Origin of the sequence: Eubacterium sp. An11 (assembly GCF_002161065.1) — a bacterium.
GTDB classification, from domain to species: domain Bacteria; phylum Bacillota; class Clostridia; order Lachnospirales; family Lachnospiraceae; genus Anaerobutyricum; species Anaerobutyricum faecale.
Genome location: NZ_NFLV01000012.1, coordinates 72458 through 98628, shown reverse-complemented (window position 1 = coordinate 98628; position 26171 = coordinate 72458). Strand labels below are relative to the sequence as shown.

The window sequence follows — 26171 nt, the reverse complement described above, 5'->3', positions numbered from 1 at the left end:
CTTAAAAATGTTTTTGTTTCTGCCGCCATAGGCGGCGCGTTGCCAAAATAGTCAGCCGGTATTTTAATACACCAGCGCTGTAAAAGAGAAAGTGACCAATTTCCAGGCCGTTTCTCCCTGGGCATAGACCTCCGTCACCATAAAGTGGTGGGTGGTTTCCTTCCCGTCCAGCAGCAGGCTGTAGTCACAGTCGGTGAGCACTACGCCGGTACTGCCGAACACCTCCGCTGTTTTGCCGTGGAAGGTGATGTCCGTGGGCTGGAAGGCCCCGCTGGTGTAAAACCCAATCTCCTTGTCCAGTTTGCAGGTGACGCCTATGTGAATGAAATTGCATTCAGAGTCCGCGCAGTCACGCATCCCGGCCTCATCGGCGTGTTCCATGGCGTCCCAAAATTTCTGTATAATGTAAGCAGTTCATCTTTCATGTGAGCCATTATTCTTCACTCCTTCATTTACTGAATATCTTCCTGCCACATGATGAGAAACAGGAGTTCCCCCAAACACGGCGGACATTTCCATAGCATCCAAAGCCTTGTCAAGCGCATCGACCTCGGCGGACGACAGTTTGATCATGGTGGCACCGGCGTTTTCCGCCATCCGTTCTTCCTTCCGCGTTCCGGGTATCGGGACAATCCAGGGCTTCTTACAGAGCATCCACGCCATGGAAATCTGCGCAGGCGTTGCATTTTTCTCCGCTGCCATATCATGAAGCAACTTCAACAATGCGGCATTCTGCTCCACAGCCTCATCGGTAAATTGCGGCATAGCCGCGCGGTAATCGGTTTTCGGGTCAAACATCTGTCCCTTTCCATATTTTCCGGTGAGGAAGCCGTTCGCCATGGGAGAAAAAGCTACCAGTCCGACTCCAAGCTCCTCCAGCACGGGGAACAGGTTCTCATAATGGCGTGCCATCATGGAATAACGGTTCTGCACCGCGGTCACAGGACAAACCGTATTTGCGCGGCACAGGTAATCTTCGTTTGCTTCCGAAATGCCCCAATGGGTGATCTTGCCTTCTTTGATTAAATCCGACATCACGCCCGCAACCGTCTCCGGCTCCACATCAGGGTCGATGCGGTGCTGGAAATACAGGTCAATATGGTCGGTACCAAGCCGCTTCAGAGAACCCTCCACCGATCTGCGGATCGTCTCCGGACGGGAGTCCGGAATCAGGGGAACAGGTACCTTGCCGCTTTCAAAGTCAAACCGTAGGCCAAACTTTGTGGCGATGACAGCCTGATCCCGCACCGGGGCAAGGGCTTTTCCCACCAGGGCTTCGTTGATATGCGGATCATCCGGCGTACCGTAAACCTCTGCCGTATCAAAAAACGTATATCCCAGATCGAACGCCCGGCGCAGCAGGCGGATGGTTTCTTTTTCGTCTGTCGGCGCGCCGTAGGCATGGGAAAAGCCCATGCAGCCAAGGCCGACGGCGGAAACCGTTAAATCTTTTCCTAAAATGCGTGTTTCCATCTTGTGCACCTCTTTCTTTCCTTTATCTATATTGTAATGTGGTACAGTGGAAACAAGAAGTCTCCGTTTGTTATGCAGTTGAAACTCAAAGGTTTATGCTCCTTTTTCTCCAGCCTTCAACCCTCGGAAAGTGTGGAAGTAGATCCCAAGTGAAACCGGCAGCATAATGACCTCCACCACAAGCTGAGTCCAAATCATGCCGTACAAGCCGAAAATCAGGTTCATCACGATCAGTAGCGGGATATTGAGCGCCCCTTGACGGCAGGAAGTAAGGATTGCGGACTGTACGCCTTTTCCCATGGCTTGCAGTGTATAACTAATAAGGAAATTGACGCTGGTCAGCGGCACCGCAAGGCAGGCGATGCGCAGGAAGGAAGCGCCCAGGGTGCTGGTCTGTGCTTCCGGGATAAACAGATGCAGAATCTGCGGCGCAAAGGCGGCAAAGCAGGCAATAAAGCAGGCAGACATCACCAGGGCAACCTTCCAGGAAAAAGTGGACACTTTACGCATCCGCCCGTAATCTCCGGAAGCAAAGTTATATCCCACCAGCGGCATAAAGCCCTGGCACAGCCCCATGGAAACATTCAGCGGGAACTGGTCGATACGTTTCACCACGCCGTAGGCCGCTACGGGGATGTCGCCGTAGCCGGAGGCCAGATGGACCATCACCATGTTGGAGGCGTTTCCCAATGCGGTAGCCAAAGCAGACGCCAGGCCTACAGAAAAGATGGGACGCACGAAGCGGAAGGTAAAGTGCCGGGGATTCAGGGAAACCGCCGTTTTGTCCTTCAGCCGTATGTACTGGATGACAAAGAATACCACGGAAGCGGTATTGGACAGCGCTGTGGCGATAGCAGCTCCGGCCACATCCAAATGAAATGCAAAGATGAAAACCGGGTCGAGCACCACATTGAGGATACCGCCGAACATCATGCCGGCACTGGCCTGTTTCGCATGACCCTCACTCCGAAGCAAATGGCCCAGCGCCAGGCTCACCATGGTGGGCACACCGCCCAGTACGACTACCCACAACAGATAATCCTGCGCATAACCATAGGTATCCGGGCTGGCTCCCAGAAAATCCAGCAGGGGGACGCGGGCGAACCAGGTGCCCAGGGAAAAGAGAAGCGTTACCGCCGCACCGCCCCAAATGCTGAATGCCGACACATATTTGATGTCCTTGTGGTTTTGTGCCCCCATCATCCGGGAGATCAGGCTGCTGCCGCCCAAGCCGAACAGGTTCCCCAAGGCGGTCAGCAGATTGAACCAGGGTGATACCAGCGAAACGGCGGCCACCATCAGCGGGTCGCCGATCTGTCCCACAAAAAAGGTGTCCGCCAGGTTGTAGATCATGGTAACGATCTGGCTGATGATGGTCGGAACCGCCAGGGTCGCTACCGCTTTGGGCACCGGCATTTTTTCAAATAAATATTTTTCCGCATCTTCTTCCATTGCGTCCATCGCTTCCTTTCAAAAGAGAAAGGCAGACCCCGCCCAAAAGGTCGGAGCCTGCCGGTATGATAAACAGGCGGGATAAGCCGCTCTGGTTTGTCAGTTTTCTGCGAACACAGCGCCAAGCCACTGGTCGTAACCCGGAACCCAATCGCCGCTGGCTCCAAATCCGTGGGGCATCCCATCAAGCTGCAGACGCTCCACTTCTACGCCCGCTTCCTCCACTGCATCGGCGTTGGCTAAAAACTGTTCATAGAACGGGTCGCGGGTGCCATAGCAGTAGAAAGTAGGCGGCAGATCCCCGGAGCGCAGCAGCTCCACATCGGTGGTACCCACACTCAGACGGCCATAGAACGAATAGATCATACCGCAGGCCGCCGCATCAGCAGAAACGCTGTCCAGTTCATCCGGCTGATACTGTGGGTCCAGAACAGATGGACTTACATCCCCATCAAAGTGAAGCAGCATTTCACCGCTTAAAATTCCGCCCGCTGAAAAACCCATTACGGCGATGTCCTGTGGGTCAATGCCATATTCCTCCGCATGAGAACGAACAAAGCGTACAGCCCTTGCCAGATCCAACGCCCCCTCCTGCTGGGTGTAGGGCCGCAGCCGGTAATCCACTACAAAACTCTGATAGCCCCTCTCACTGAGGGCTTCGGCCACATCGACTCCTTCTGGCTGGTCACTTCGGAACTGGAATGCGCCGCCAGGGCAGATGAGCACAGCGCCCTTGACCTGCGTTCCCTCTGGCACTGGGTAACTGGTAAGATAAGGCCGGAAGTCTGGATCATCGGAATAGCCGCCGTTATTGACGGTGTATTCCGTCTGTGCAGGATCATTGCCCTCGCCCCACAGATAGAGCACTTGTTGTAGATCCGGCGTGACAGTAGCAGTAGCCACAGTATTTCCATCACCGGTCTGTGGGACAGGTTCTCTGCTGGTCAGGGGCAATCCTCCTGCCCAGGCGGTGATGTCCTCCTGAGGTGTATCCGCTGTGAAAATCAGGGCATCGTTTCCCATCAGTGCGCCAGGCTCCAACTGGGAGATAGCAGAGTAGAGGGATACAGCATTGGTAACAGAGGCAGAATCCGCTGATTCATCCAGAACAAAAGGATAAATAGTACGGGCTCCAAAATCAAACCGTTCCAGAAAATCCTCGACCGCAGTGGATAAACGACCATCCTGAGAGGAAAAACCTAACAAGACAAATTCATACTGATCCGCTTGCAGATCATTGTCATTCCCTATTTCTACAAGGTCAGCGGAAAGTTCCTGGGCGATCCACGCGGCAGCCTTTGCAACCGGCTGCTGCACCGGATCATAGGCCACCAAAATGTTCGGATTCTCCACTGTTTCATTTTGCTCCTTTGCGCTGCCGTTTTGTTCTTCTTGGGATGTGTTATCCTCCACAGTTAAGGCAAAATGCCCGCTATCTTCATGCTGGCAGGCGGCCAGACAGAGACTCAGCATGACCGCCAATATCAAAGCTAAAACTCTTTTCATCCGGCGCACCTCCTTCCGATCATCAGGACAGATTCAGGCTATCCAGCCATTCCTGTACATCCGCTTCGCTGGCGCTGGAACGGAAACGCATCCCTTCCTGCCAGTCTCCTGTACCAGCCAGTTCCGCCAACAGCTGCCCGCTTTCACCCAGACCAGAGCTGGAAGAGGTGCAGAAGGGGATCACGGTCTTACCTGTGAAATCATTGGCCTCTACAAAGCCATCCGTCGGCCAGGCAGCAATGCCCCACCAGATCGGATAACCGATGAATATGGTGTCATAGCTGTCCCAATTTTCTACGGTATCTGCCACCAGTTCCACATCTCGCAGGCTTTCATCATAGTATTCCTGGGAAACACGGCTATTGTCGTTGGTCCAATCCAGATCATCGCTGGTGTAAGGCTCTACCGGTTCCAGCTCAAATAAATCGCCACCGGTAATATTGGCAATATAGTTTGCCACCTGCTCCGTGTTTCCGGTAGCCGAATAATAGACGACCAAAGTCCCTCCTGCCTCGCCTTCCGTTTCCGGCTGGGAAGAAGGTTCTTCCGTGTTCCCTGTGGATTCCGGTGCTGCGCTGGTCTCATTGGATGCATTGGTGCCGCAGGCGGCCAGGCTCAGGACCATTGCAAGGCTTAAAAACAGAGCTGTTAATTTTTTCATGTTGATCGTTCCTTTCTTGATGGTTTCGTTTTTATTCATAGCATTCCTGGAAGATTTCCAGAATTTCCTCGTGGGTCATGGGTTTGTAACTGCCCTGGGAGATCCCGCAGGAATCTGCGATTTCTTTAAGCTGTGCCTTGTCCACACCCAGTTCTTTGAGCGTGGTAGGTAAGCCAAGCGCCTTGATAAAATCAGCCAGCGCGTCAATACCGGTCAGAGCCAGCTCCTCATCCGTTTTCCCGTCACGGGCGATGCCCCATACATTTTCGGCAAACCGAACAAATTTAGGCAGGCCCTCTTTATACACATGGCGGTAATAAACCGGATGGATTACCGCCAGGCCGCAGCCATGGTTGCAGTTGGTATAGGCTCCAAGCTGATGTTCCATGTTGTGGCACTCAAAGTCGCACTTTTTTCCCATCTTGATAAGCCGGTTTTCCGCCATGGTAGAATCCCACATCAGATTAGACCGAGCTGTGTAATCCTCCGGATTTTCCATCGCAATGCGCAGGTTACGGATAACGCTCTCCATCAGCGCCTCCATGATGTCGTCGGAAACATTGTCCTCATTGGGCTCACTGAAATAGGTCTCCATAATGTGGCTCAGGATGTCAAAGCTGCCGGAGGCCATCTGCTTTTTCGGTACAGAGAACGTATAGGCGGGGTCCATTAGGGCAAAGCGGGGATTAAGGGCTGGATAATCCCGTCCGGTCTTGACCTTCTTTTCCTCGTTGGTAATCACGGCCCCGCCGTTGCACTCGCTGCCGGTGCCCGCCACTGTGACCACAACACCCAGGGGCAGCGGCTCAAAGTCGATGACACCGGGCTGTGCCCAAAAATCATCCCAGATGTCTCCGTCATACCGGGTTGCCAAAGACACGGCCTTGCAGCAGTCCATGGCGCTGCCGCCGCCCACAGCCAGGATCATATCTGCGTGGTTCTCGCGGGCCAGCTTTGCCCCCTCCTGCACTTTGGCGTAGGTGGGGTTGGACATGATTCCGGAGAACTCTACAATGGTCTTGCCCGCTTCCTTCAGAATGCCGGTGATCTCATCATAGACACCATTTCTCTTGATGCTGCCACCGCCATAGGCAAGCAAAATGGTATTGGCGTTTTTTGTCAGGCAAGCCAGATACTCTTTTACACAGCCTTTGCCAAAATAAACCTTCGTGGCGTTTTGAAAAATAAAGTTGTTCATAACAATGCTTCCTTTCTGTAAAATGTTTTATACTATATCAACGGGATGCTCACATTTGCGCCTTCCAAAAGTCAACCGCTTCCTCCAACCATCCTTCTGCCACCGTGCCGGCTCCCAGCCCGAAGCCATGGGGCAAACCTGGATAGTGATGAAATTCGGTGGGGATACCCAGGGCGCTCATGGCGTCCAGGCGGCGCTGCATGGTGCGCCAGTTTGCGATGCCATCGCTTTCTCCTACACAGGCGAAAGTGGGCGGGTCGTTTTCTGTATAATCACTGTGGCCGGTATACTGCATCACGACCGCCCCCGGCTGTGGAAGCTCGTCCCCGCCAAATGCCGCCGGACCGTAAGAACCCAGCCAGGCCGCCATGCGTCCTCCAGCTGAACCGCCCCAGAGGGAATAACAGTCGGTATCCACATTCAGTTCCTCAGCGTGCTCAAAAATAAAACTGATGGCCCGCGCCAGATCCTCACAGGCTGTTTGGGCTCCGGGACGATAGATGAGGGCGAAGGCATTATAACCTCTCTTGGATAATTCCAACGCATGAGGAAAGCTGTCCTGCATGGCTCCTACATAGGCAAAGCCGCCACCTGCATTGCACACGGCAAATTTGGCTCCGGGATCACCGCGGAAAAAGAACAATCCGGTATCCTCTTTTGCAGGATCTTCCGCTTTCTCTTCCTCCGTATAGATGTCATAGAAAACGTTCTCACCGGCATTGGCTCTTTGCCACAGGGTATTGACGATCTCCACGGTTTCCTCCGGGTCGATGTTGTTGTACCATGTCAGCTGCAAATCTCTAAGGGTGCTGCCGCTCATATACCAGTCCTCCACCGGAAAGAGCAATCGCCCATATCCTGCGAAAACCGAATTGTCGATCACATCCTGAATGGAAGTGGATGTTGTAAATGGCTCTGCCATTTGATCTGCGGGCGCAAAGCTGTCCGGTTCCTCCTGGGAATCGGCGCGGTCCAAAAGGCCGGTATTCCCGGAAGGAGGCGATTCCCCGGAAGAAGTTGTCTTGATCTGTTCACGGTCTGCACATCCCGTCAGGCAAAGCAGCAGGCAAATCGCAATGGCCAGAACTCCATGCGCCTTCATCGTGTCACCTTCCTCTCTTTCCTTTCTGATTTCATTATAAAAAAAACGAGACCTCCGCAGAAGTCTCGATTCGTTATGCACTATTTACCTTTAGGTTATTACTGGTTTTGCTCTGTTGCCTTTTGCACCGCCCGCAGGAACTGTTTCACCACAGGGGATGGTGATGGGGAATGGAGCAGGCCATAGGGAATGGTATAGCTCCAATCCGCCGGAAGAATTTTCAAAAGCGGGTGGACATACTGCCATTTAGGTACTGCCATCAGCATACAGTTATTGTTTTCGCACTGGTTGAATGCGCTTACATCGTAGAAGTCAAAGTCCACAATTTGGATTTGCGAGTGGTTTTTCCACAGATCGTCCCGCAATAGATCCACATAATGGCTCCATTCCCGACGCATCAACATGAATTTCTCTCCGTAGAGATCCTGCACCGTCAGCCGGTCTTTGGCCGCCAGGCGGTGATGTATGGACACAGCTACACAGATGGGCTCACGGGAAATTTCCAGTCCGGCACAGCGGCGTAGGCTCAGCATGGTTTCATCGAAAATGCCCGCCACCACATCAATATTCTGCCCAAGGTTGGCCAGAATTTCCCTGGCGTTCTCAGGCGTGTTGTCGAAGGGCACCAGTTGGAACTTGATACCAGGACAATCCTCTTGCAGTTTTGGCCAAAGATCTACCAATACCTGAGCCGGTGTCATCGGTGATGTACCAATGCGGATGATGTCCTCGCTCTGTTTCATGGCATTTTTTGCCCGCGTCACTGAGTCTTTGCAATATTGAATGATATATTTTGCGTCCTGTGCCAGAGATTTCCCCGCTTCTGTGATTTGTAATCCACGGTGTGTACGGATAAATAACTGTAAGTCCAGGCTTTCTTCCAGGAGATTGATTTGTTTGATGACTGCCGGTGGGGAAATATATAGTTTCTCGGCAGCCTTATTGAAACTGCCGCACTCGGCTACGCAGAGGAAGGTTTCTAATTGGGGGTTATACATAAAATTTTCAACTCCTCTCAGCGGGCAGATTCTTTTATTTCCCGCCTCCGTTTGTCTTTCGGCTTTTCTGCATCTTTGGGAATAAGCCAAACCCGTCCTATTTTCTCTGCTCCGGGAATACGTCCATCCGAGCAGTAGTAATTGATTTGTCGGGGAGAAATATTCCACTTTTTCCCGGCTTCTTTCAATGTCATATAATCCATTGGCTTCGCCTCCACTACAATTATATTTCGCTTTCTCGAAGAAAGCAAGCAATTATTTGTGAAGTAATTTTGAATAATTAGCAATAATTTTACCAATTCAAATATTTTCTTAAAAGTTCATCTCGACCATTCTCTTTAATCCTCATTACCGCATACTGCAGCCACTCATCTGGTGTTGGTAATTCCCCCTTGCAAGGAATTCTTCTCCATTGTGCCCGTTTTTCCGGATTAGGATCATTCCATCCCTTCTCAATCCGGGAAGAAATGATCGCCCGCATTTCCTCTATTGTAATGCCACGTTCACGAGCCAATCGCTCAAATATATGCTCTGCCATTATTTAGCCTCCTGACATCAGAATATCATCCCCTGATAGCTACGAAGCTATTACTGCATAAGTCCCTTTCAGGAAATATTATAGCTACCGATTGTGACTATTATAACACCTTTCTGGGACTTAGAATAGATACAGATAGGTAGGTGATGATATGGATGCGCAAAGACGCATAAAAGAATTAATGGAAGAGCGGAAATGGACAGACTACCGTCTGGCAAAAGAATCAAATCTTTCCCACTCAACAGTTACAAATATGTTTAACAGAAATAACGCCCCTACGCTGCCAACACTGGAGGCGGTATGCAGAGCGTTTGGTATTACACTGGCTCAGTTCTTTGCCGAGGGAGAAGAAGCGCAGCTGACCGAGGATCAACAGATATTATTCTCAAAGTGGAGTACCTTGACCGACCGCCAAAAACAGATTCTCCTTGATCTGATGGATGCCATTTAAAGCACATCACTCCCACACCGGGAAAGATGTGCTTCTCTTTTTGCCTTTATCCATGTTGTCAACTCCACATACCATTTATCCAACCTGTCAACTCAACACCCCCAATATCAAAATCAACCACTCAACTCTCCGCCATTTTCCTCAGTAGACCAGTTCCCACTTACCCGTAAAATGAAAAAATCCGGAAGCCAAAACCTGTCCTCTGACAAGCCCCGACTCCCGGAAATCCCTTGTTTTCTACACTTTTTCGCTATTCTATTCTTTGACTTTTGACATCAATACTACGCACTCCACATGGCACGAGAGGACAGAAAGTACGTCATTTGCCGGACGGTTCGTCCGACTTGATCCACGGCCGTTTTTGCTCTCTCGGTTGTATATGGGAATATATCAAAAAACATCTCCCATTAATGTTTAAACATCAATGGGAGGATATAACATTTATGTTCTATATTTACATTTTTAAGTCCAATTTATTTTCTATCAAATTCATCACAAAATCCGCTTTTTTATCTAAAGATAATCCTTCGGGAATAAATCGAATTTCACATCCAAATTGATTGTATTGTTTCTTCGTCTCAATATCGACTTCCTTTTGAATTCCAACAACTTTGCTTCTCCGATTATCCTTCGTTATATCAGCTATATAATAATCCTGACAATAAAATATCAAATCATAAAACATAATCCATGTTTCTATTAATGCCCTACATTTTTTCAGTAAATCAATTTCTAATTTATTTTTTTTAGGAATTAATAACTCTGTATACGCAAGTACATTAACGGGTGTTCTATCAGATAATATTATCTCCCCATCACGTGTTCCTCGTATGCATTGAGATATATGATTCATTATCAAATCAATTTCTAACGGGATATCAAAACTATCAACTTCGCGCAACACAACATCATCTATTAACGGGCTTCTCCTCGCTGGTTCAGGTAAAACTACACAATTCACCCCTCTTTCCTTTAAGCGAGCAGCGACTTGATATTTCAGCGTTGTTTTGCCACTGGCATGTGTGCCATCAAATGCTATTAAAAACTTTTCTTTTATCATAAAATCATCTACCTATCTAAAAGAACAGAAAAATCTTTTGAATTTATCCAGTCAAAATCTTGATTTAAACAATTATACACGCTTTTATTTATATTAATAGTTCTTCTTTGATCCATATTCACAACTTTTTCATTAAGCCAACATAAAACAATCGCACATAAACTATGCCGCAAATTCATCACCGCTATTCTTTCATATATATTATCATCGTGCTTATCATAAAAGATATTTTGCAATTTAGTCATTGATGAACTCTTTAATTCTGGCTGAGTTACGTCTAACAAGAAGTCATTACACATATCTACAAGTCTTCGACTTTTCCCTAAAAATTCCTTAGTAATATCATATCGGGTATCCATAATATGAATCATCTCCGCCTTTTTCCTAGTTTTCCATTCACTACGGATTTTTTCTAAGCAAACTAATGAGCTTATATTGTATGCTTTCCCAATATTATATAAAACACTAAAATCACTAGAAATTTGGTGTCCACACAAAACACAAGTATTTAGAACTCCCAGTATCTTAGAGATCCATTCTTCTGCAATTAAAACCAAATCTTTAAATTCTGTGGGAGTTTCACAATAGTATTGAATGTACTCAAAATAAATGTCACCATCTTCTAATAAATTCATATTCAATGTTTGAGCATCTAGAACTACCACTGAAAAACAAAACGGAATATTTCCATTTTTTATTTTATAATTCTTAGTCCATTCTGCGTCAAAACCAATAATAGAGTTGTCAGGAATATTGCTTAAATTTCCCTTAATCCGCATTATTCATACCTCAAATTATTTTTACTCCGTTTCCCAAATACTTATTTATATGGTTAAATTTATATGGATATCTTTCCCATATTTCTTCTATAGTATCAGTATGAAGATCGCCTAATAGCAAAACTTTATCCTGATAATCAAGTGCTGGCCAAGCATAGGTCTTACCATTTGGGTACACTAAAATAGAATAACCATTGGTATTCTCGTTCCATATTGAAAAGGTAAATACTGTTTTCCAATCAAACTTTTCTTTTGCCTCAGCAATCCTATCACATACACTAAGAGCCTCTTCCTCTGTAATGTATTCACATTTATCTAAATTCAACGCATTACCCTTAGGAATAGGCAATACAAATTTCATTTTTTTTGCACCAAGGGCATCTGCCATTTGGCATGTATATAAAATTGAATCCAATGTGCTTCTTAACACCACAGCAGTCAAAGAAAATGGGATATCATTTTTTATAAATTCTCGAACCCCCTTCATGATAAAATCATAATCCCCACGTACTCTTGATGTAATAGCTCTCGGACCATCTAATCCTACATTTACAGAAATATGATTATCCTTAATAACTTTAATGTTTTTCTCAGAAGCTACTGCATTTGTAGGGAGACCTAATATATGTTTTTTTGAAAAAATATCCACAATCTCTTTAAAATCGTTTCGCGTTAACGGTTCTCCTCCAGATAAAAAGATTCTCGGAACATCCTTCAGATGGCTCTCATATAAGCTCAATTCGTCTAAACTTGGATCGGGCATTTGATCTTTTTCACTGCAAAATTCGCAATTAAAATGACAATTACGTGTTATTTGCAAAATAACAGACAATGGTCTATCCAAATTTGATAACAATTCATCAATTCCAATATTTGATAAATTCAGCCTATGTGTTTCGTTATTATACACTACATTCTCTAAATTTGTATTAATCATAATCATGCCCCCCATTTATTCAAATATGATTATAAACTTGTTCTTTCCATATTCGATATAGCGAACTCTTGGTTAAATTATACTCCCCATAGCTAGTAAAAGCAAGCCACTTAACCTCATAGAAAACATATTTTTTGAAGAATATTCCATTATACTATCATTTACAGAGTTCTACTTGTTCACCATCTTTTTATGTCTATCTTTGTGCCAAATTTGAATTTTACTTTACACACTCCTCATGTCATTTTCTTTTATATACAACTATTTCACCGATATCCTATTATATTTAGTAATCTCTTTAAGCTTACTGTTAATGTTTTCTGGAAAATAGCACATATCCTCATATTTCCAAATGAAAAATTTATCGTTTAACTTGAGTCCTCTCACGAACCTTATGTCGCTCTTTAATTCGCACATTTTGTCGTAGCCTATTGTATAATTCTATATCATCTCTGCTTCCATACGAAAAAGTGATTGCTAAAGCATAATCTTGTGGTGCTTCTTGTTCTGCATATTTAAATCGCTCTTTTCCTGTAACTAAAACATATATATAGGGTTCATTTTCATCCCAAAATAAGTCACTTCCTCCAAGAGGGCCTTTCCTCCATATACGCTGTTGCAATGTACTTTTAGATAAATCTCGATATCCAGGTAAAAAAGCTGCTTTATTTTCATCCGGAAGATTTTCTAAATCTTCCTCCGAGTCTTCCCCAGATTTCTTTTTTGCTTTGTATAAAATCAAATCTCTTTCATCAATTTTTCTGAACACTTCAAACCACAAGTTATTAGTAAGATAATCTTTTCTACTTAGACGAGTAATTGGATTATAAGCCAAACTGATTGCAATGCTTTTTTCTGCTTTAACTTTCAAAAATTCTTTTGGAACAGGAATTTTATATAAATGAAAAGATCTTAACTCCAATGAATCCTCTGCAAACAATGTCACATGGTTATCATCTGAATAAAGAAGACTATCATTTGCTTTTCCAAATCCAATTAATCTTAATCGCCGTTCCTGTTTAGGATTATTTTTGCCTTTATGAAATACATCCTTTGACGCCTCAGCCCATGATAACATTTCATCAGTACATCTTGCAGAATTAACAAGGATTGCTCGAATCAAATTGGCAGATGGTTTTTCTTTTATTTGTTCCTGTAGAGCTCTTTCGATTCTAGCAGCAATATGAGTAACGTGTGGTGCCGAGAAACTGGTCCCGCACCACCCCTTAAATATCTTATCATTACCGTTATGCAATGTAGGTTCTAGCAATTTTTGATCTGTTTTTAACCATCTTGTTTGGCCTCTCATAAATTGAGTAACTGCAAAATTCCCACCATAATCTACCAGTTCAGGTTTTATAGCCTTATTAACACCTTTACCAATTCGAGTAAATACAGACATGTAATCTTTTTTTCCAACAGAAATACGTCCACTTCTATTAGGAATTGCCTCAGGTTCATCGAAACGAGTTATTGCTCCCACTGTAATACTAAGAGCCGATGTTGCCGGATCTATTAAACGATGCTCCGGATAGAATAATTGATCTCTGCACTTTTCTAGCAATTCATCGCGTGAAGAAAATTCCACAATATTGGGGTCCGCAACATTTCCTGCACTTACAATTATTACTATATCTAAATCGCGTGATAATTGATCCAACATTTCAGCCCACGCAAATTGTCGGCCGCCACAATATAAATGATCACTATCTCCCGCAGATAGATTAAAAACTCTACATCCATATTCTTTATAAAAATATTCAATAGCCTCTTTAATGGTTTGTTCCGGTCTCTTATCTATCGAAAAGACAGGATTCCCATTGTCATTATGCATGATTTTCCCATTGCACAAACGTACTAATGGTTTAAATACTTTAGACTTCATTCCTACAGTGAAATCTCCATATGCCACTATCCCTGCAACACCAGTCCCATGTCCATTTAAATCTGCTGTGGTATTTTCAGTATGGTCAAAATCCTCTTCAGCTACTACAATATCACTCAGCAAAGGATTTCCCGTAAATATCCCAGAATCTAATATTGTTGCTAAAGGTGCGCTAGAATCCAGCTCGTTTTGAATTATTGGTTCATAATCCCATTTATATAGTTCATATGGCTCAGTTACAACGTTACTATATGGTAACTCTACAGATGCAATAATATCTAAGTCTAATAATGCATTTAATGTAAATTCATTAACAGATGCTCTCCCCAGCAGCAAACTGGGAATTTCAAATAAATCCCCCAATAGTTTGCTCCCTTGTGTCCCTAAAGCTTGTCGCAATTGTGCTTCTGTTTCCATAATCGTTGAGCGATCCCCGTTGAACCAAACATCAATGTTAACAACAAACAATCCTTCTGGAAACAACGATGGATTATCCATATATTTTCTTAAGCGAGCTCCGATACGGTCTTGACGAGAAACGCTTCTAATTGTTTCTATACAATTAAATAAATCTCTCCTTTGTGCATAAGTCAAAGTTGCGGGATTTTCATCATCGTTTTCCCACAATTTTCTTTCGTAATTAAAAGCATTTAATACATCTTTATTTTCAAACTGAATAACCAGCTTGGTGTTATTAGTATTTATGATATCAATTTCTTCTACTAAGTAAAGGTTAAATTTTCGCAACATGGTTTCGAGAATTGTTGGTGACATCGCATCACTAATAACCTCAAGAACCAATAAATTTTCAGATTTAACGCCCGCATTCATGCGGCTTTTCTTAATAGAATTTATCGCTTCTGATAATTCATTTTTCAACTGAACGCCATGAATTTTTCTGTCTCGTGAAGGTGGTTTCGGTGCATTCATATTAGCTTGAAATCTATACTGACGTATGGCATCTTCACGGCTTATTTCAATATGATTTAATTTCGCCATGCCCTTTTCTCCCCCTTATAATTAATACTGTGTCTTTCTCAACGAAACGATTTGCTCTTGTTTTTTTACCGCATATTCAATATCTTTTTTGGTGTATATTTTTCTTCCATCAAGAATACACATTTTCATTATGATTTGACAAACTTTTTCGACATCTGAATGAGAAAAAGCGCCCAAATTGTTTACATATTGTTCAAAGACATGTTCTGGTCCTTTGAAACGCTTAAGATTTAAAGAAAACAATTTAATTTTTTCTTCATTTGATGGCATATCAAACTGAATTGTTTCATCAAACCTTCTCCATATCGCATAATCTAATGATTGTTCAAAATTAGTTGCAGCAATAATTAATGAACGTCCTTTATAATTATCTATTTGTTGTAAAAAAGCATTAACTACCCGTTTTATTTCGCCATGTTCTGCTGCATCATTACGACTATGACCTATAGCATCAAATTCATCAAAAAAGATAACCCAGCTATCATTTTTGGCGTAATCAAATACTTTTCTAATATTCCCGGCTGTTTCACCAAGATATGAAGAAATAAGCGCATCAAATCTCACATACAGCATAGGGATTCCAATTTCTCCAGCTATAGCATGGGCTGCTAAAGTTTTTCCACATCCTGGAGGACCATAAAAAAGAACTCTTCTTGTTGGAAATACTCCATTACTCATTAGAACATCCCAATTATTAAATTCTTTTATAATTTGATCTAACTGCATTGTTTTTTCATCAGTTATTATCAAATCAGAAAAATACTTTTCCGGATAAATAACTTCAACCAGCGGTATTTCTTTATCATTGTCCTTCGGTGTATTAGATGAAAAAGAAGACATTGAACGCTTAGGTTGATAATTTCCGTTAAGAATCATTTTTAAATCATCAGCTAAGATACCATGATTCTTTTTTCTCTCATCCTCAATAATTTCCGAAGCAACTTTATAAAAAGAGTCTCTATCCTCTTGCTTAAAGCTACTAAATAATTTCTTTAACAAATCGGCTCTAGCCATGATATTACTCCTTTCAAGTTTACATTTGTTTTTTATATGATTGCACTACTAGAGCTTCTCTAGTTCAGAAATTAAATTTATGTCTACATTTTGGTTTTTGCAGAATTCAAGTAACCGCACCTTTGCTAATTTACTAGGAACTGTATGACCATTTTCCCACCTATTAATAGTAGAAAAACTTATATCTAACTCACGGGCAAATTGTTCTTGTGTCATTTTTAGCTGACTTCGTATCTTTTTAATTATCATACCAAATCCCATTACAAGCACACCTCCACGTTTCAGATTATAGCAAATGCTATAGCATGTTTCAATATTTCTCAACACAATCTGAGTTTAAAAGTAAGTAAAGCTGACCTCTCTTTTCGCTACCTCTCCACATCCACCTTCGCCCCAGATTTGAATTCCACCTCAAACCGCTCATCATAAACCGTGACCTTCTCAATCAGCCGCCGTACCAGCAGTTCATCATACTCCGTTACCTCTGTGGACTGCTGTTCCAGAAACTCCCGCATCTCCCTGATCCGCTGTTTCAGTCCTTCCCGCTCGGCGCTCTCCACCAGGGCATTCTGTTTCAATTCCCGCAGCCTGTCTATCTCATCCGCAACACTGTTATAATCCTTTTTCGAATTCGCCAGTTTCAGAAGTTCCTTTTGCAGTTCCAGCAACTTGGCCTCAATTCCTTCCGATGAGGTTTCATCCTTCCGCCGGATCACCGCTTCCACGTTCTCCTGGAGAGTGACCATCATGTTTTCCCTGTTGCCCAGCGTAAGGTTAATCGCCTGCACCACCGCCGCCTGCAGATCCGGCTCCTGAATGGTCGGTGCGTCACAGGCAGTTGGACCATGCTCCACACGGGTACAGCACCGCCACACGGTGGAATGTTTTCCACGGTTATTCCATGCGATCCGCCGGTAAATCTCGCCGCACTTGGAGCAGTAAACAATGCTGGATAAAGCATACTTGCTGCTGTAAACCCTCTTTTTCCGGTTGGCTCCGCTGTGGAGATTCGCCCGCCGGATCATCTCCTCCTGCACCTGCATATAAAGGTCACGGGGAATGATTGGCTCATGGCTGTTTTCCACATAATACTGTGGGACAATCCCCTTGTTCTGCACCCTCTTTTTATTGAGAAAGTCAACGGTATAGGTCTTCTGCAAAAGGGCGTCTCCGATGTACTTTTCATTCTGCAGGATCTTCTTCAGTGTTTCCGGACGCCACTTCGTTTTCCCAGCCCCAGTAAGAATCCCGTCTGCTTCCAGGCCACGCCCGATCTGGAGCAGGCTTGCCCCTTCCAGGTACTCCCGGTAAATCCGCTTTACCACTTCCGCCTCTGCAGGCTCTATGATCAGATTTCCTTCCTCATCCTTTGTGTAACCCAAAAAACGGCTGTGATTGACCCGAACCTCCCCGTTCTGGAAACGGTACTGCAGTCCAAGTTTGATGTTCTGGCTCAAAGACTGGCTTTCCTGCTGTGCCAGGCTCGCCATGATGGTAAGCAGCACCTCACCCTTGGAATCCATGGTGTTGATATTCTCTTTTTCAAAGAAAACCGGGATGTTCTTTTCCTTCAGTTCCCGGATATATTTCAGGCAATCCAAGGTGTTTCTGGCAAACCGGCTGATGGACTTGGTAATGATCATATCAATGTTCCCGGCCATGCAGTCCTGGATCATGCGGTTAAATTCCTCCCGCTTTTTCGTATTCGTTCCGGTGATCCCGTCATCGGCATAAATCCCTGCCAGCTCCCATTCCGGATTCTTCTGGATAAACTGCGTATAATGTGCCACCTGCACCTCATAGCTGGATGCCTGCTCTTCACTGTCCGTGGAAACCCGGCAGTAAGCAGCGACTTTCAGCTTTGGCCGCTGCCCCACTGCGGCGGTATTTCCTACCCGCTTTCTGGCGGGGATTACGGTAATATTCCTACTTAGTTCCATCCCCATCCACCTCGCTCTCAATCAAACTGTATGCATACGCCGCCTGTTCAAAGGGATCGTCAGAAACCTTTCTCACTGCAGGCATGGTAAAATTGGTAGGGAAGAGGATGTCCTTCTTTTCTTCCAGTTCCCACACCCGCCCCAGCGCTTTTGCTCGGCTCATGCGTATTTCTTCTGCCTTATCAAAGGTTTCTTTATCAATAATAACCGGATAGTAATCATCTCCAAGATACTTCTTATTCCGAAGCATCCTGCCGGCGCTCCCGTGGTACAGATTTAATCCGACCTTCTCAGCGGCGGGCATAAGCGCCATGCCGGAAATATAGTTCTGAAAAAACTCCCGTACCGTGGCGGCCTGTTTTTCATCAATGATCGCCCGGCCGTTTTCAATCCGGTATCCATACGGAATGTGTCTCATGGTTCCACCAGCCTTTCTCTCAGGGACAGTCCGCATTTCAATTCAAAAACCACTTCTTTTCTGGACAGCACGGTAATCCGTTCCACAAAGGAAAGAAACGTCTCATCATCAAATTCCGTCATCATGGTTCCTTTGGATGTAAACCGGAGCAGTCGCTGCAATTCTTCTATCTTGACCATATCTCCATTGACGGAGCGCATCAGCCCATCCTTTTCCTGCCGCAAAGTGTCCGCTTCTGCTGCAAGCTCATTGCTTTCCTTATTAAAAAGAGCAGGCTCCAGATAGCCGTTTGCCATCAGGTTCGTCAGCACCTGTTTCTGCTCCCTGTTTTTCTCGATGGCCGTTTCCAGTTCCTCTATCTTTAGCAGCCGGGATTGATCATTTAATCCCCGCAGGCTTTGCAAAAGAGGATGCAGCACCATCTGATGTCCAAAGACCAGCTTATTCATCATGGTAACAAACGCCAGTTTCAAAGCATCATCCGTGATGTATTTCTGCGAACAGCTTTCCTTATCTTTCAGATGATTGGCACAGGCCCATGCCACATATTGGCCACTGGGTTTATAATGCATCCGTCTCTTATATTTGCCATCGCATTCTCCACAGCAGATCCGGCCGGAAAAGCCGTACCTGTTCTGGTATCTCCCGGTGTCATGGCCATTTCCTTTTTCGCGCCCCCGCTGTTTCAAAACCGCATTGGCCAGTTCAAACTTTTCCCTGCTGATGATCGCTTCATGGTGGTCCTGCATCAGGTACTGGTCAAGCTCTCCCCGGTTCTGATGGCGGTTAAAGCTGTTGTCCGTATAGGTCTTCTGGAACAGGACGTCACCTGTATACTTTTCATTCCCGATGATGGCGTTGACGGTACCCGGCGTCCAATGTCCGCCCTTCTTGGTAGCAACGCCACGCTCATTCAGTTCATCCGCAATCTCGTGGGTACTTTTCCCCGCAAGCGTGTCCGCAAAGATCTGTTTCACGATTTCCGCCTGTTCCGGCACGATCACCATCTCCCCATCCACATTGTCATAACCATATGGGGGATAGGAAATGATGAAGGTTCCATTCTGAAAACGCCGCTTGATACCCCACTTCTCATTTTCAGAAATGGACACCGACTCGCTTTCTGCCAGACTGCTTAAAATGGAAAGCATTAATTCACTCTCCATGGAGCCCGTATTTAGATTTTCTTTTTCAAAATAGATGTAGATCTTTAAGTCCAGCAGCTTCCGCACCAGTTCCAGACAGTCCGTGGTATTTCTGGCAAAACGGCTGATGGATTTGGTAATGACGAAGTCAATCGTTCCTCTCTCGCAGGCGGCAACCATCGCCAGCAGCCCGTCCCGCTTTTCTTTTTTCGTACCGGAAATACCTTCGTCATAGTAAAGTCCGGCAAACTCCCACTCATCATTGGATTTGATATAATTCTCATAGTGGGCCTTCTGCGCTGCCAGACTAACAAGCTGTTCATCTCTGGCTGTAGATACCCGGCAGTAGGCCGCCACTCTAAGTTTTCTCTTTTCGAGGAGCATATTCTCTTCAATTTTTGTGATCCGTTTCATCCTCTCACCTCTCTTTCGGTACGGACATATTCGCTCTGACACCTGCAAATAGCAAGTCATTTAGGGCATAATCCGAGCCAGATAGGGAGAGAATGATTGGCGGTTTTTCGCCGTAATTTTGTCTAATTCACCCTCAGAAATCAGGTCTGCCTCCCGCAGCTTTTCCAGCAGTTTTTGCGCCATGTAATAGTCAAATTCCTTTTGCAGTTCCTCGTCTGTGAAAGGTTTCCGTCCAACCGTCTGATTTTGAAAACCAGCCGTCACTTTTGTCACCTGCATGGTATTCCTCCAATCCGAAGGATAACCTCCTTCAGAATACGGAGATTTCTACAGCGTTTTGAGGGGGTATCGCAGGCAAAAAAATAAAGCCCGCAGGCCATGCATCTATCGCACAGCCCACGGGCAATCCTGTTCTTCCTCGTTTTACTTAAAGACGTTTACAATAATCCAGCGAAATCCAACCAACACCGCTCTTGAGTTTACCCCAGCCAGCCACAGAGCCAGTGCCGGATTTTACCTCGGTAATGGTGAATACCCCTTTCCCGGTGTACTTCCCGGTCTTGGCGTAATTCGTACCAGGGCCTTTGCGGATATTCAAGTCGGTTGCTGTTACCTGTACCAGGAAGGAACCGGTTGAACTTCCAGCGCCCGACTGCTTTCCGGTATAAACCACCTTGCCGCTTTCATCAAATACAGAATAGCCAGCATTGGAGTCGGCGCATTTCTTTGCGTTATCCAGATTGTTGAAAGCCCCCTTCTGGCTCTTGGCATCCGACCAGCTTTTGCGGACACGGTATAAGACCGAGCCTGCCGATCCGGAAGACGAGCCTCCCAGTGCTGCCGTTACCTTGGAGGCCAGATCCCCAAGCCTGGAATACAGCCAGTCCCCCGGACAGGATTTGTTGGCAAACCAGCGATGGACGGTGAGTACCATCTCATCAGACTTCGGCGAGTAATTCAGCGTCTTATTCTTATCTCCCAGCCAGAGAAGTTTCTTCTTCCCATTCCGTTTGCAGATGTCCGTACACAGTTTCACGAGGGAATTGTAAACAGCAGTGGTCATTGCGTAGGGATGATTCAAATCGCTGGCGCACTCGATGGTGACAGCCCTCTGGTCGTTGGCGCTGCTGGAAGAACACCAAGAGCGGTTCTTTTCCTCCACGCAAAGGGCGATCTTCCCATCCTTTCCGATACCATAATTACAGCTGGCCTCTCTGGACGGACTGGTAAAGCATCCGCAGATGCTCTCTGCCGTCAGCTGACCGACCACACAGTGAGGCGTGATCCGGTCAATGGAATGCGTCCTCTGCCCGGAGTGGTTGGGGCTGAGTTTTGTGTAAGATACAAGGGAACTGTTTGTGTAAGCCATTATTCATTACCTTCCTTTCCGTTTTCTGCTCTGTCATGGAGCTGCTCTAATACCGTTTTGATCTTTTCCGGGATCGGAAGTCCCAGGTGTCCTGCATTCTCCAGCAGACTCACGCCTTCATTGGAGATGTAGAAAAAGATCACCGCTGTCCGTAAGACCGCCCCGGTTCCGATCACCTGCACATCGATGATATTTGCAATCCCGACAAGCAGGAAGATCAGCACTTTGCGGAAGATTCCTTTGAAGCCGACTGCGCTGGATAACTCCCGGTTGATGATGGCGCACATCACACCCGTGATGTAGTCAATCACCACGAAGGCGATCAGGGCATAAAGCAAGCCATCACAGCCGCCAAGGAAATACCCCAGCCAGCCGCCTATAGCGGAAAAGATGAGTTGGATGGTGTTCCAGAATTCTTTCATGGTGCGTTCCTCCTTTGAAATTTGGATATGAAAAAAGCGGCTACCCCGAAGAGTAGTCGCTGATTTCCAGAAAATATAAAGTTATGCTGTCCGCTTCCACATATAGCAGACGATATAGGGCTGCAGGTTGGTGTGGGAGCCACCACCTCCCGTATTTGCATTCTTCCCTTTTGGAGTCAGTGAGTGAGTATGCGCCCCGGCACTGCTGGTTGGAGAGGTAGCCTGCGCCCCAGAAGTTCCTGCACTATGCACTGTGTAGCGGCTGCTGCCTGCACCTCCATCTGTATCACGACCAATATTGTGCGTATGGCCGCCTGCACTGTTGGTCGTGGTAGAACTTCCGGTAAACGTATGTGTATGGCTTGGCATCTGGCTGGCAGTTAGAGTAACCGCCGATGCTCCGCCTGTTTTCTCCACCGTATTAAAGTTGCTATCCGATGTGTTAATTCCTACCGGCACCCTGCCGCTGCCCCAAGCCACCCAAGTCCCACCAAAATATGTGGAAGGGTTTGTAGCACTGACGCTCATATAGATACTGCCTACCGGATACATCGTTTTGGCAAACTGCTGGATGTATTCTTTCAGCAACATTCCGTAGACCTTCACATCCCAGTTCTCGGCCACCTCAAAGGTGTTATCGGTTTCTGAAACTTTTCCAATCGCCACGCCTTTGCCGCCGCTCTTAAAGTCCATGACCACGGCAGCCGTGGAGACGATCTCCTGTACGAAAATGGTGGAAAACGCATCCTCCAGCGTGTACCGCACATCATAGGAGGTCTCCGTGGAAATCTGCCCCCGGCCATAGGTAAAAGCTGTATTAGAGGCAAAGGTCACTCCTGCGTCCGTCCACTGCTCTGCTGAAACCTGCTTGTACTGGACGGAAGTTTTGAGGGTGTTTTTCCCACCGCAGGTGGAATAGCCAAAGGACACCAGTGCGTGGATATATGTCCCGTCATCATCCAGAGTCCCATTGCTTAAGCAACGCTGGGACAATGAAGAATTGAAGTATGGTGGGGAATAGGCGGTCACCGTGATCGAAACGGAAGCCTCTGCCGATACCCGGCCTCTGGAATCCGTTACGGTAGCCTTAAAGGTAATCGTCCCGGAATTATTGAGGAAACCTGTCGTCAGCGTGGAAGCGGAACCACTGTACCCTCCACCGGTAATGGAATAGGACTTGATGGTGGAGCCATAACTTCCAGCCGCCCCATTGATCGTCAGCTTTACCTTGGACTTTGTCTGCACATAAATTCCCCATGTACTTGGCACTTCTCCATCAATCCGGGAAGCAGTCAGACTGGAAATAGTCGGTTTCACACTGGCAGGAACACTTAGCGTCAGCGTACAGGTTTTAGAGCCGATGTTCGTATTCCCGTTATAAGTGGTACAGGTGATCGTGCAGGTTCCGCTGGTCGCATTCGGGATCTGGCTGGCCAGCGAAAGAGCTGGCGTCCATGATACAGAAGTTGCCGTTGTCTTGGTTGCAATTGTCCCGCTGATATTTCCAAAGGAATACGTCAGCGTATGCGTAAAAGCGGAAGAAGCACGGCTGATCGAAATCGTACCGGCAGACCCCATCGTCATATTCGCAGCAGATACGCTGGAGGCACGGGGTATGCTATCCAGTGTGATATTGGCGCTGGCTGTGATTGTTCCATAGTACGTCCCACTTAAGGTTGCCCGGATCTGGAACACTGCTGAAATCGCTAAGGACTTACTGCCATCGCTGGCATGATTGACCGTCCTTGATACCGTTCCCAGCAAATGTGTCCCCGTGGTACTAATCGCTGGGGAGGAAAAAGTCTGAGCCGATCCGTCAATGGTGCAGGTATTGTCGCTTCGCCCACTGATATTCAGACTCCAGTCATTCACCAGATACAGCTTACAGGTAACCGTAGATGTATTGGCAGAGACATTCTTGCTCTGCGACCAGTCCACCCGCAGCTTATAATGGCCGTCCCGGATGGAACCGGAAAAACTGCCGCTGGATGCCATCGTTCTCACCCCTTCCGTTTCTCAGCATCTTAGACGGGACCTCTCCATTTAATCGAAAGGTTCCCATTGGTTCTCGGTATAAAATCAAACCACCCCCGGCTTTCATTGCCGAGGGATAGCTTGTTGCGGATCTCCGCATTGGTAATCACAAGGCTCTGGTTAGAGATATAGGCAATCTTCTGCCCATTCTCTTTAAAGGCCAGCTCCTCGTTAGACAGTTCTGCCGTGAAGGCGTTCCCGACCTTTCCCAGTTCAATGAGCGCTCCCTTAAACCGGATATACTCTTCCAAAAGCAGCTGATTCGTAGAGACATTTTCCCTGATCTCATCCGTGATCGCCGTGAAATCCATCCGGATTTCTGTGCTGTTCTGGGTAATGCTGGTCTCGAAATCCTTCTGGATCGTCTCCAGTTCCGAGCGGGAAACGAATTCTTCCCGCACAGATGCGTTGATCTGCTCTGAGGTTTTCGTGATCTCGGAGTAGCATTCCCGGATGTTTTCTTCTAAGGAAGCAAGGTCATCCTCATAACCGGAAAAGTTCTGGAAGGTTGCCTGACAGCTGGTGATAAGCGCCATGCGATCACCTCCGGTCAGTTGGATACATCACACTGCAGCGTCAGGATGCTGTCGATATCCGCTGCGGAAAGGTAGATCACCTTCCCGGTCTGATCGAATTCTGCCGCATGACCATCCTTGTCCTGCGCATACCATGTGTAGGTCAACGACTGTTTCTCTGTCGCAGCCGCCCAAGCCGAGCCGGAATACTTCATCAGAGTAACCGTCTGCGCAGAATGATCCACCTGATACCAGAAATCCCCTTCCTTTGGATTGGACGGGGCGGTCTCCGAGATACTGCCGAGCAGCGGATCGACTTCCTTCTGGTTGGTACGGACGATCACATAAGGCACCACACCGCCGAGATTGTTCTTGACCGTAAAGCCACCGATGGAAAGCATCTCCGATACATAAGGGTCGGATTTATCTTCCACCGTGATCACATCCTCATAGGTATTGCCCTTGTAGGTCATGGTACAGCGATAGGACTGGATGTTCACGATATCCGCCCCTGATACCGACAGGGTGGAGGACGTTTCTCCTGTGATATTCTCCCACTCACCACCTGTGTATTTCGCCCACTGGTAGGTAGCTCCCGTGGTAATCTCTGAAGCGCCGTCATAGCCAACTGCCGCCAACGCAAGGCTGCCGCTCTGATTGATCACCACCGTGCCTTCCGGCGCATACACAGAGAATACGATTGCATTGGCACCGCTGGCCCCGTTGCTGCCCTTGTTGGATTTTGTCCATGCAAACTTCTTTACCACGGAGGCTCCTGAAATCGTAAAGGTCAGGTCAATCGTACCATTTAAGACCGCAGCCCCGCCAAGAGTCGCATTGGCGGCAAAGGCCAGTACTACCGATCCGGCTTTTGATGCGGTCGCTGCCGTATTGCTTTTGACCGTCACCCCAGAGGGCAGCGTCCCCACTGTGCAGGTACAGGCGGTCTGATTGATACCCAAATAGCCCATAAAAGGAATGGTGATATCCGTAGCCGCTGCTACCAGCCCGCCGGAGGTACAGGCAATGTTCTGGGCCTCATTCCCAAGGATGACGGAAAGCCCGCCGGTTCCGGCTGCACCCGGTTCGCCCTGCGAACCATCATAGATCTTCGTGAGGGAAGTCGTATCATACACATCCGGGTCATCGGTCGCCAGCTTGATCTGGGCCACCCCGTTAAAGAAAACCGCATGCTCCGGTTTGACCACCAAGGTACCGCCGGAAATGCTGGTGTTATCCGGCGTGGTAGGATAATCCTTCCATGCCCCGGTGCTGTCCTTATACTGCCATGCCGTAATCGTGACTCCCTGCACCTGCGCCGTCAGGGTAGCCTGCGCCGCCCCGACCAGAGAAGAATTGGAGTCATACTTAAATACATAAGTGTCTGCGGAAAGATAAGCCAGCCTTGCATTCTGCGCATTGCGGATCAGGGTATAAGTGATGTCAGCGGAGATATTGACCGTATTCTTCGTCTCTGAATCGTAATAGCTGATATAGCAGAGGTAGGTCAGCATCCCGGATGCAGCCGCTGCCAGCTTGTTGACATTGACCGTCAGGACGCCTTTGGATACGCTCTCCCCGGAGGTCAGCGCCGCTTCCGCACCGTTTCCCTCCTTCCGTTTCCACGAGATTGTAAGCCCCGATACGTCCAGTGCCAGATTGGTCTGGTCGAGGAACACCACCGGAGTCAGGGTCAGGGGTGTACTGGCCCAGTCCGGCGCATAGGTATGGGGCAGCACGTTGGGATCTTCAATCTGAGACTTTGGCAGATTGGATGTGATATAGGCCGACAGTTTCCTCTGGTCCGTAATATCTATAAAGGTCTGCTGGCTGGAAGTTAATACAGTAGGCATAGTGGTTT

At 46.8% G+C, this 26171-nt stretch carries 26 protein-coding genes; 1 reads left to right on the top strand and 25 read right to left on the bottom strand.

Annotated features, from left to right (window positions below; all coding sequences use genetic code 11):
* Nucleotides 1-63: 63 nt before the first annotated feature.
* From B5E53_RS10915 to B5E53_RS10870, 10 genes are all read right to left on the bottom strand, one after another.
* Nucleotides 64-402 carry a nuclear transport factor 2 family protein gene (locus tag B5E53_RS10915; protein ID WP_275532678.1) on the bottom strand — a complete coding sequence of 113 codons (339 nt, stop codon included), beginning with the start codon at nucleotides 400-402 and terminating at the stop codon, nucleotides 64-66.
* A gap of 12 nt (nucleotides 403-414) precedes the next feature.
* Complete coding sequence (locus tag B5E53_RS10910) at nucleotides 415-1473, bottom strand: aldo/keto reductase (RefSeq protein ID WP_242963636.1); 1059 nt, start codon at nucleotides 1471-1473, stop codon at nucleotides 415-417.
* 93 nt (nucleotides 1474-1566) lie between these two features.
* Nucleotides 1567-2934, bottom strand: a complete 1368-nt coding sequence (locus B5E53_RS10905; protein ID WP_087314932.1) for an MATE family efflux transporter — start codon at nucleotides 2932-2934, stop codon at nucleotides 1567-1569.
* Nucleotides 2935-3024: 90 nt separating this feature from the next.
* Nucleotides 3025-4431: an alpha/beta hydrolase gene (locus tag B5E53_RS10900; protein WP_087314930.1), complete on the bottom strand. Its 1407-nt coding sequence runs from the start codon at nucleotides 4429-4431 to the stop codon at nucleotides 3025-3027.
* A 22-nt stretch (nucleotides 4432-4453) separates the two neighbouring features.
* The gene (locus tag B5E53_RS10895; RefSeq protein WP_242963635.1) at nucleotides 4454-5131 is read right to left on the bottom strand and encodes a flavodoxin; all 678 of its coding nucleotides are present in this window, start codon (nucleotides 5129-5131) and stop codon (nucleotides 4454-4456) included.
* A complete protein-coding gene (locus B5E53_RS10890; protein ID WP_087314928.1) occupies nucleotides 5124-6290 on the bottom strand; it encodes an iron-containing alcohol dehydrogenase in 1167 nt (388 codons plus the stop codon). Before B5E53_RS10890 ends, B5E53_RS10895 begins: the two co-directional genes overlap by 8 nt.
* Nucleotides 6291-6339: 49 nt before the next feature.
* Complete coding sequence (locus B5E53_RS10885) at nucleotides 6340-7392, bottom strand: alpha/beta hydrolase (RefSeq protein WP_087314926.1); 1053 nt, start codon at nucleotides 7390-7392, stop codon at nucleotides 6340-6342.
* A 98-nt stretch (nucleotides 7393-7490) separates the two neighbouring features.
* Nucleotides 7491-8390, bottom strand: a complete 900-nt coding sequence (locus tag B5E53_RS10880) for a LysR family transcriptional regulator (RefSeq protein WP_087314924.1) — start codon at nucleotides 8388-8390, stop codon at nucleotides 7491-7493.
* A 17-nt stretch (nucleotides 8391-8407) separates the two neighbouring features.
* Nucleotides 8408-8593, bottom strand: a complete 186-nt coding sequence (locus tag B5E53_RS10875) for a helix-turn-helix domain-containing protein (protein WP_087314922.1) — start codon at nucleotides 8591-8593, stop codon at nucleotides 8408-8410.
* Nucleotides 8594-8682: 89 nt separating this feature from the next.
* Nucleotides 8683-8928: a hypothetical protein gene (locus tag B5E53_RS10870; protein WP_087314920.1), complete on the bottom strand. Its 246-nt coding sequence runs from the start codon at nucleotides 8926-8928 to the stop codon at nucleotides 8683-8685.
* A gap of 151 nt (nucleotides 8929-9079) precedes the next feature.
* Here B5E53_RS10870 and B5E53_RS10865 point away from each other — a divergent pair, with 151 nt between their 5' ends.
* Nucleotides 9080-9379 (top strand): helix-turn-helix transcriptional regulator, encoded by a 300-nt coding sequence (locus B5E53_RS10865; RefSeq protein ID WP_204245519.1) that lies wholly within the window; start codon nucleotides 9080-9082, stop codon nucleotides 9377-9379.
* Nucleotides 9380-9833: 454 nt separating this feature from the next.
* Here the strand turns inward: B5E53_RS10865 and B5E53_RS10860 are convergent, their stop codons facing one another.
* The 15 genes from B5E53_RS10860 to B5E53_RS10790 all read right to left on the bottom strand — a co-directional run bounded on the left by B5E53_RS10860 (nucleotide 9834) and on the right by B5E53_RS10790 (nucleotide 26163).
* Nucleotides 9834-10439 (bottom strand): AAA family ATPase, encoded by a 606-nt coding sequence (locus tag B5E53_RS10860; RefSeq protein WP_087314918.1) that lies wholly within the window; start codon nucleotides 10437-10439, stop codon nucleotides 9834-9836.
* Nucleotides 10440-10447: 8 nt separating this feature from the next.
* Complete coding sequence (locus B5E53_RS10855) at nucleotides 10448-11218, bottom strand: hypothetical protein (protein WP_087314916.1); 771 nt, start codon at nucleotides 11216-11218, stop codon at nucleotides 10448-10450.
* Nucleotides 11219-11228: 10 nt separating this feature from the next.
* Nucleotides 11229-12155, bottom strand: coding sequence for a radical SAM protein (locus B5E53_RS10850; RefSeq protein WP_162611898.1), 927 nt, complete (start codon nucleotides 12153-12155; stop codon nucleotides 11229-11231).
* A 361-nt stretch (nucleotides 12156-12516) separates the two neighbouring features.
* Complete coding sequence (locus B5E53_RS10845; protein WP_087314912.1) at nucleotides 12517-15039, bottom strand: S8 family peptidase; 2523 nt, start codon at nucleotides 15037-15039, stop codon at nucleotides 12517-12519.
* 21 nt (nucleotides 15040-15060) lie between these two features.
* On the bottom strand, nucleotides 15061-16053 hold the full coding sequence (locus B5E53_RS10840; protein ID WP_087314910.1) for an AAA family ATPase: 993 nt from the start codon (nucleotides 16051-16053) through the stop codon (nucleotides 15061-15063).
* A gap of 48 nt (nucleotides 16054-16101) precedes the next feature.
* The gene (locus B5E53_RS10835) at nucleotides 16102-16314 is read right to left on the bottom strand and encodes a helix-turn-helix transcriptional regulator (protein ID WP_087156753.1); all 213 of its coding nucleotides are present in this window, start codon (nucleotides 16312-16314) and stop codon (nucleotides 16102-16104) included.
* A gap of 107 nt (nucleotides 16315-16421) precedes the next feature.
* Nucleotides 16422-17993, bottom strand: a complete 1572-nt coding sequence (locus B5E53_RS10830) for a recombinase family protein (RefSeq protein ID WP_087314908.1) — start codon at nucleotides 17991-17993, stop codon at nucleotides 16422-16424.
* Nucleotides 17980-18411: a recombinase gene (locus B5E53_RS10825; RefSeq protein ID WP_087314906.1), complete on the bottom strand. Its 432-nt coding sequence runs from the start codon at nucleotides 18409-18411 to the stop codon at nucleotides 17980-17982. The genes B5E53_RS10830 and B5E53_RS10825 overlap by 14 nt, the downstream gene beginning before the upstream one ends.
* Entirely contained in the window at nucleotides 18408-19970 is a 1563-nt protein-coding gene (locus tag B5E53_RS10820; protein ID WP_087314904.1) for a recombinase family protein, read from the bottom strand. The genes B5E53_RS10825 and B5E53_RS10820 overlap by 4 nt, the downstream gene beginning before the upstream one ends.
* A gap of 60 nt (nucleotides 19971-20030) precedes the next feature.
* The gene (locus tag B5E53_RS10815; RefSeq protein ID WP_087314902.1) at nucleotides 20031-20249 is read right to left on the bottom strand and encodes an SHOCT domain-containing protein; all 219 of its coding nucleotides are present in this window, start codon (nucleotides 20247-20249) and stop codon (nucleotides 20031-20033) included.
* A 148-nt stretch (nucleotides 20250-20397) separates the two neighbouring features.
* A complete protein-coding gene (locus B5E53_RS10810; protein WP_087314900.1) occupies nucleotides 20398-21339 on the bottom strand; it encodes an N-acetylmuramoyl-L-alanine amidase in 942 nt (313 codons plus the stop codon).
* The gene (locus B5E53_RS10805; protein WP_087314898.1) at nucleotides 21339-21761 is read right to left on the bottom strand and encodes a phage holin family protein; all 423 of its coding nucleotides are present in this window, start codon (nucleotides 21759-21761) and stop codon (nucleotides 21339-21341) included. Before B5E53_RS10805 ends, B5E53_RS10810 begins: the two co-directional genes overlap by 1 nt.
* Nucleotides 21762-21842: 81 nt before the next feature.
* On the bottom strand, nucleotides 21843-23756 hold the full coding sequence (locus B5E53_RS10800) for a DUF859 family phage minor structural protein (protein ID WP_087314896.1): 1914 nt from the start codon (nucleotides 23754-23756) through the stop codon (nucleotides 21843-21845).
* Nucleotides 23757-23785: 29 nt separating this feature from the next.
* Complete coding sequence (locus tag B5E53_RS10795; protein ID WP_087314894.1) at nucleotides 23786-24331, bottom strand: hypothetical protein; 546 nt, start codon at nucleotides 24329-24331, stop codon at nucleotides 23786-23788.
* 14 nt (nucleotides 24332-24345) lie between these two features.
* Nucleotides 24346-26163 carry a hypothetical protein gene (locus B5E53_RS10790; protein WP_087314892.1) on the bottom strand — a complete coding sequence of 606 codons (1818 nt, stop codon included), beginning with the start codon at nucleotides 26161-26163 and terminating at the stop codon, nucleotides 24346-24348.
* Between the last annotated feature and the right edge of the window lie 8 nt (nucleotides 26164-26171).

Coding starts and splice junctions, on each gene's coding strand:
- B5E53_RS10910 (WP_242963636.1), bottom strand. CDS start 1,473: ATGGAAACACGCATTTTAGGAAAAGATTTAACGGTTTCCGCCGTCGGC.
- B5E53_RS10905 (WP_087314932.1), bottom strand. CDS start 2,934: ATGGACGCAATGGAAGAAGATGCGGAAAAATATTTATTTGAAAAAATG.
- B5E53_RS10900 (WP_087314930.1), bottom strand. CDS start 4,431: ATGAAAAGAGTTTTAGCTTTGATATTGGCGGTCATGCTGAGTCTCTGT.
- B5E53_RS10895 (WP_242963635.1), bottom strand. CDS start 5,131: ATGAATAAAAACGAAACCATCAAGAAAGGAACGATCAACATGAAAAAA.
- B5E53_RS10890 (WP_087314928.1), bottom strand. CDS start 6,290: ATGAACAACTTTATTTTTCAAAACGCCACGAAGGTTTATTTTGGCAAA.
- B5E53_RS10885 (WP_087314926.1), bottom strand. CDS start 7,392: ATGAAGGCGCATGGAGTTCTGGCCATTGCGATTTGCCTGCTGCTTTGC.
- B5E53_RS10880 (WP_087314924.1), bottom strand. CDS start 8,390: ATGTATAACCCCCAATTAGAAACCTTCCTCTGCGTAGCCGAGTGCGGC.
- B5E53_RS10875 (WP_087314922.1), bottom strand. CDS start 8,593: ATGGATTATATGACATTGAAAGAAGCCGGGAAAAAGTGGAATATTTCT.
- B5E53_RS10870 (WP_087314920.1), bottom strand. CDS start 8,928: ATGGCAGAGCATATATTTGAGCGATTGGCTCGTGAACGTGGCATTACA.
- B5E53_RS10865 (WP_204245519.1), top strand. CDS start 9,080: ATGGATGCGCAAAGACGCATAAAAGAATTAATGGAAGAGCGGAAATGG.
- B5E53_RS10860 (WP_087314918.1), bottom strand. CDS start 10,439: ATGATAAAAGAAAAGTTTTTAATAGCATTTGATGGCACACATGCCAGT.
- B5E53_RS10855 (WP_087314916.1), bottom strand. CDS start 11,218: ATGCGGATTAAGGGAAATTTAAGCAATATTCCTGACAACTCTATTATT.
- B5E53_RS10850 (WP_162611898.1), bottom strand. CDS start 12,155: ATGATTAATACAAATTTAGAGAATGTAGTGTATAATAACGAAACACAT.
- B5E53_RS10845 (WP_087314912.1), bottom strand. CDS start 15,039: ATGGCGAAATTAAATCATATTGAAATAAGCCGTGAAGATGCCATACGT.
- B5E53_RS10840 (WP_087314910.1), bottom strand. CDS start 16,053: ATGGCTAGAGCCGATTTGTTAAAGAAATTATTTAGTAGCTTTAAGCAA.
- B5E53_RS10835 (WP_087156753.1), bottom strand. CDS start 16,314: ATGGGATTTGGTATGATAATTAAAAAGATACGAAGTCAGCTAAAAATG.
- B5E53_RS10830 (WP_087314908.1), bottom strand. CDS start 17,993: ATGGAACTAAGTAGGAATATTACCGTAATCCCCGCCAGAAAGCGGGTA.
- B5E53_RS10825 (WP_087314906.1), bottom strand. CDS start 18,411: ATGAGACACATTCCGTATGGATACCGGATTGAAAACGGCCGGGCGATC.
- B5E53_RS10820 (WP_087314904.1), bottom strand. CDS start 19,970: ATGAAACGGATCACAAAAATTGAAGAGAATATGCTCCTCGAAAAGAGA.
- B5E53_RS10815 (WP_087314902.1), bottom strand. CDS start 20,249: ATGCAGGTGACAAAAGTGACGGCTGGTTTTCAAAATCAGACGGTTGGA.
- B5E53_RS10810 (WP_087314900.1), bottom strand. CDS start 21,339: ATGGCTTACACAAACAGTTCCCTTGTATCTTACACAAAACTCAGCCCC.
- B5E53_RS10805 (WP_087314898.1), bottom strand. CDS start 21,761: ATGAAAGAATTCTGGAACACCATCCAACTCATCTTTTCCGCTATAGGC.
- B5E53_RS10800 (WP_087314896.1), bottom strand. CDS start 23,756: ATGGCATCCAGCGGCAGTTTTTCCGGTTCCATCCGGGACGGCCATTAT.
- B5E53_RS10795 (WP_087314894.1), bottom strand. CDS start 24,331: ATGGCGCTTATCACCAGCTGTCAGGCAACCTTCCAGAACTTTTCCGGT.
- B5E53_RS10790 (WP_087314892.1), bottom strand. CDS start 26,163: ATGCCTACTGTATTAACTTCCAGCCAGCAGACCTTTATAGATATTACG.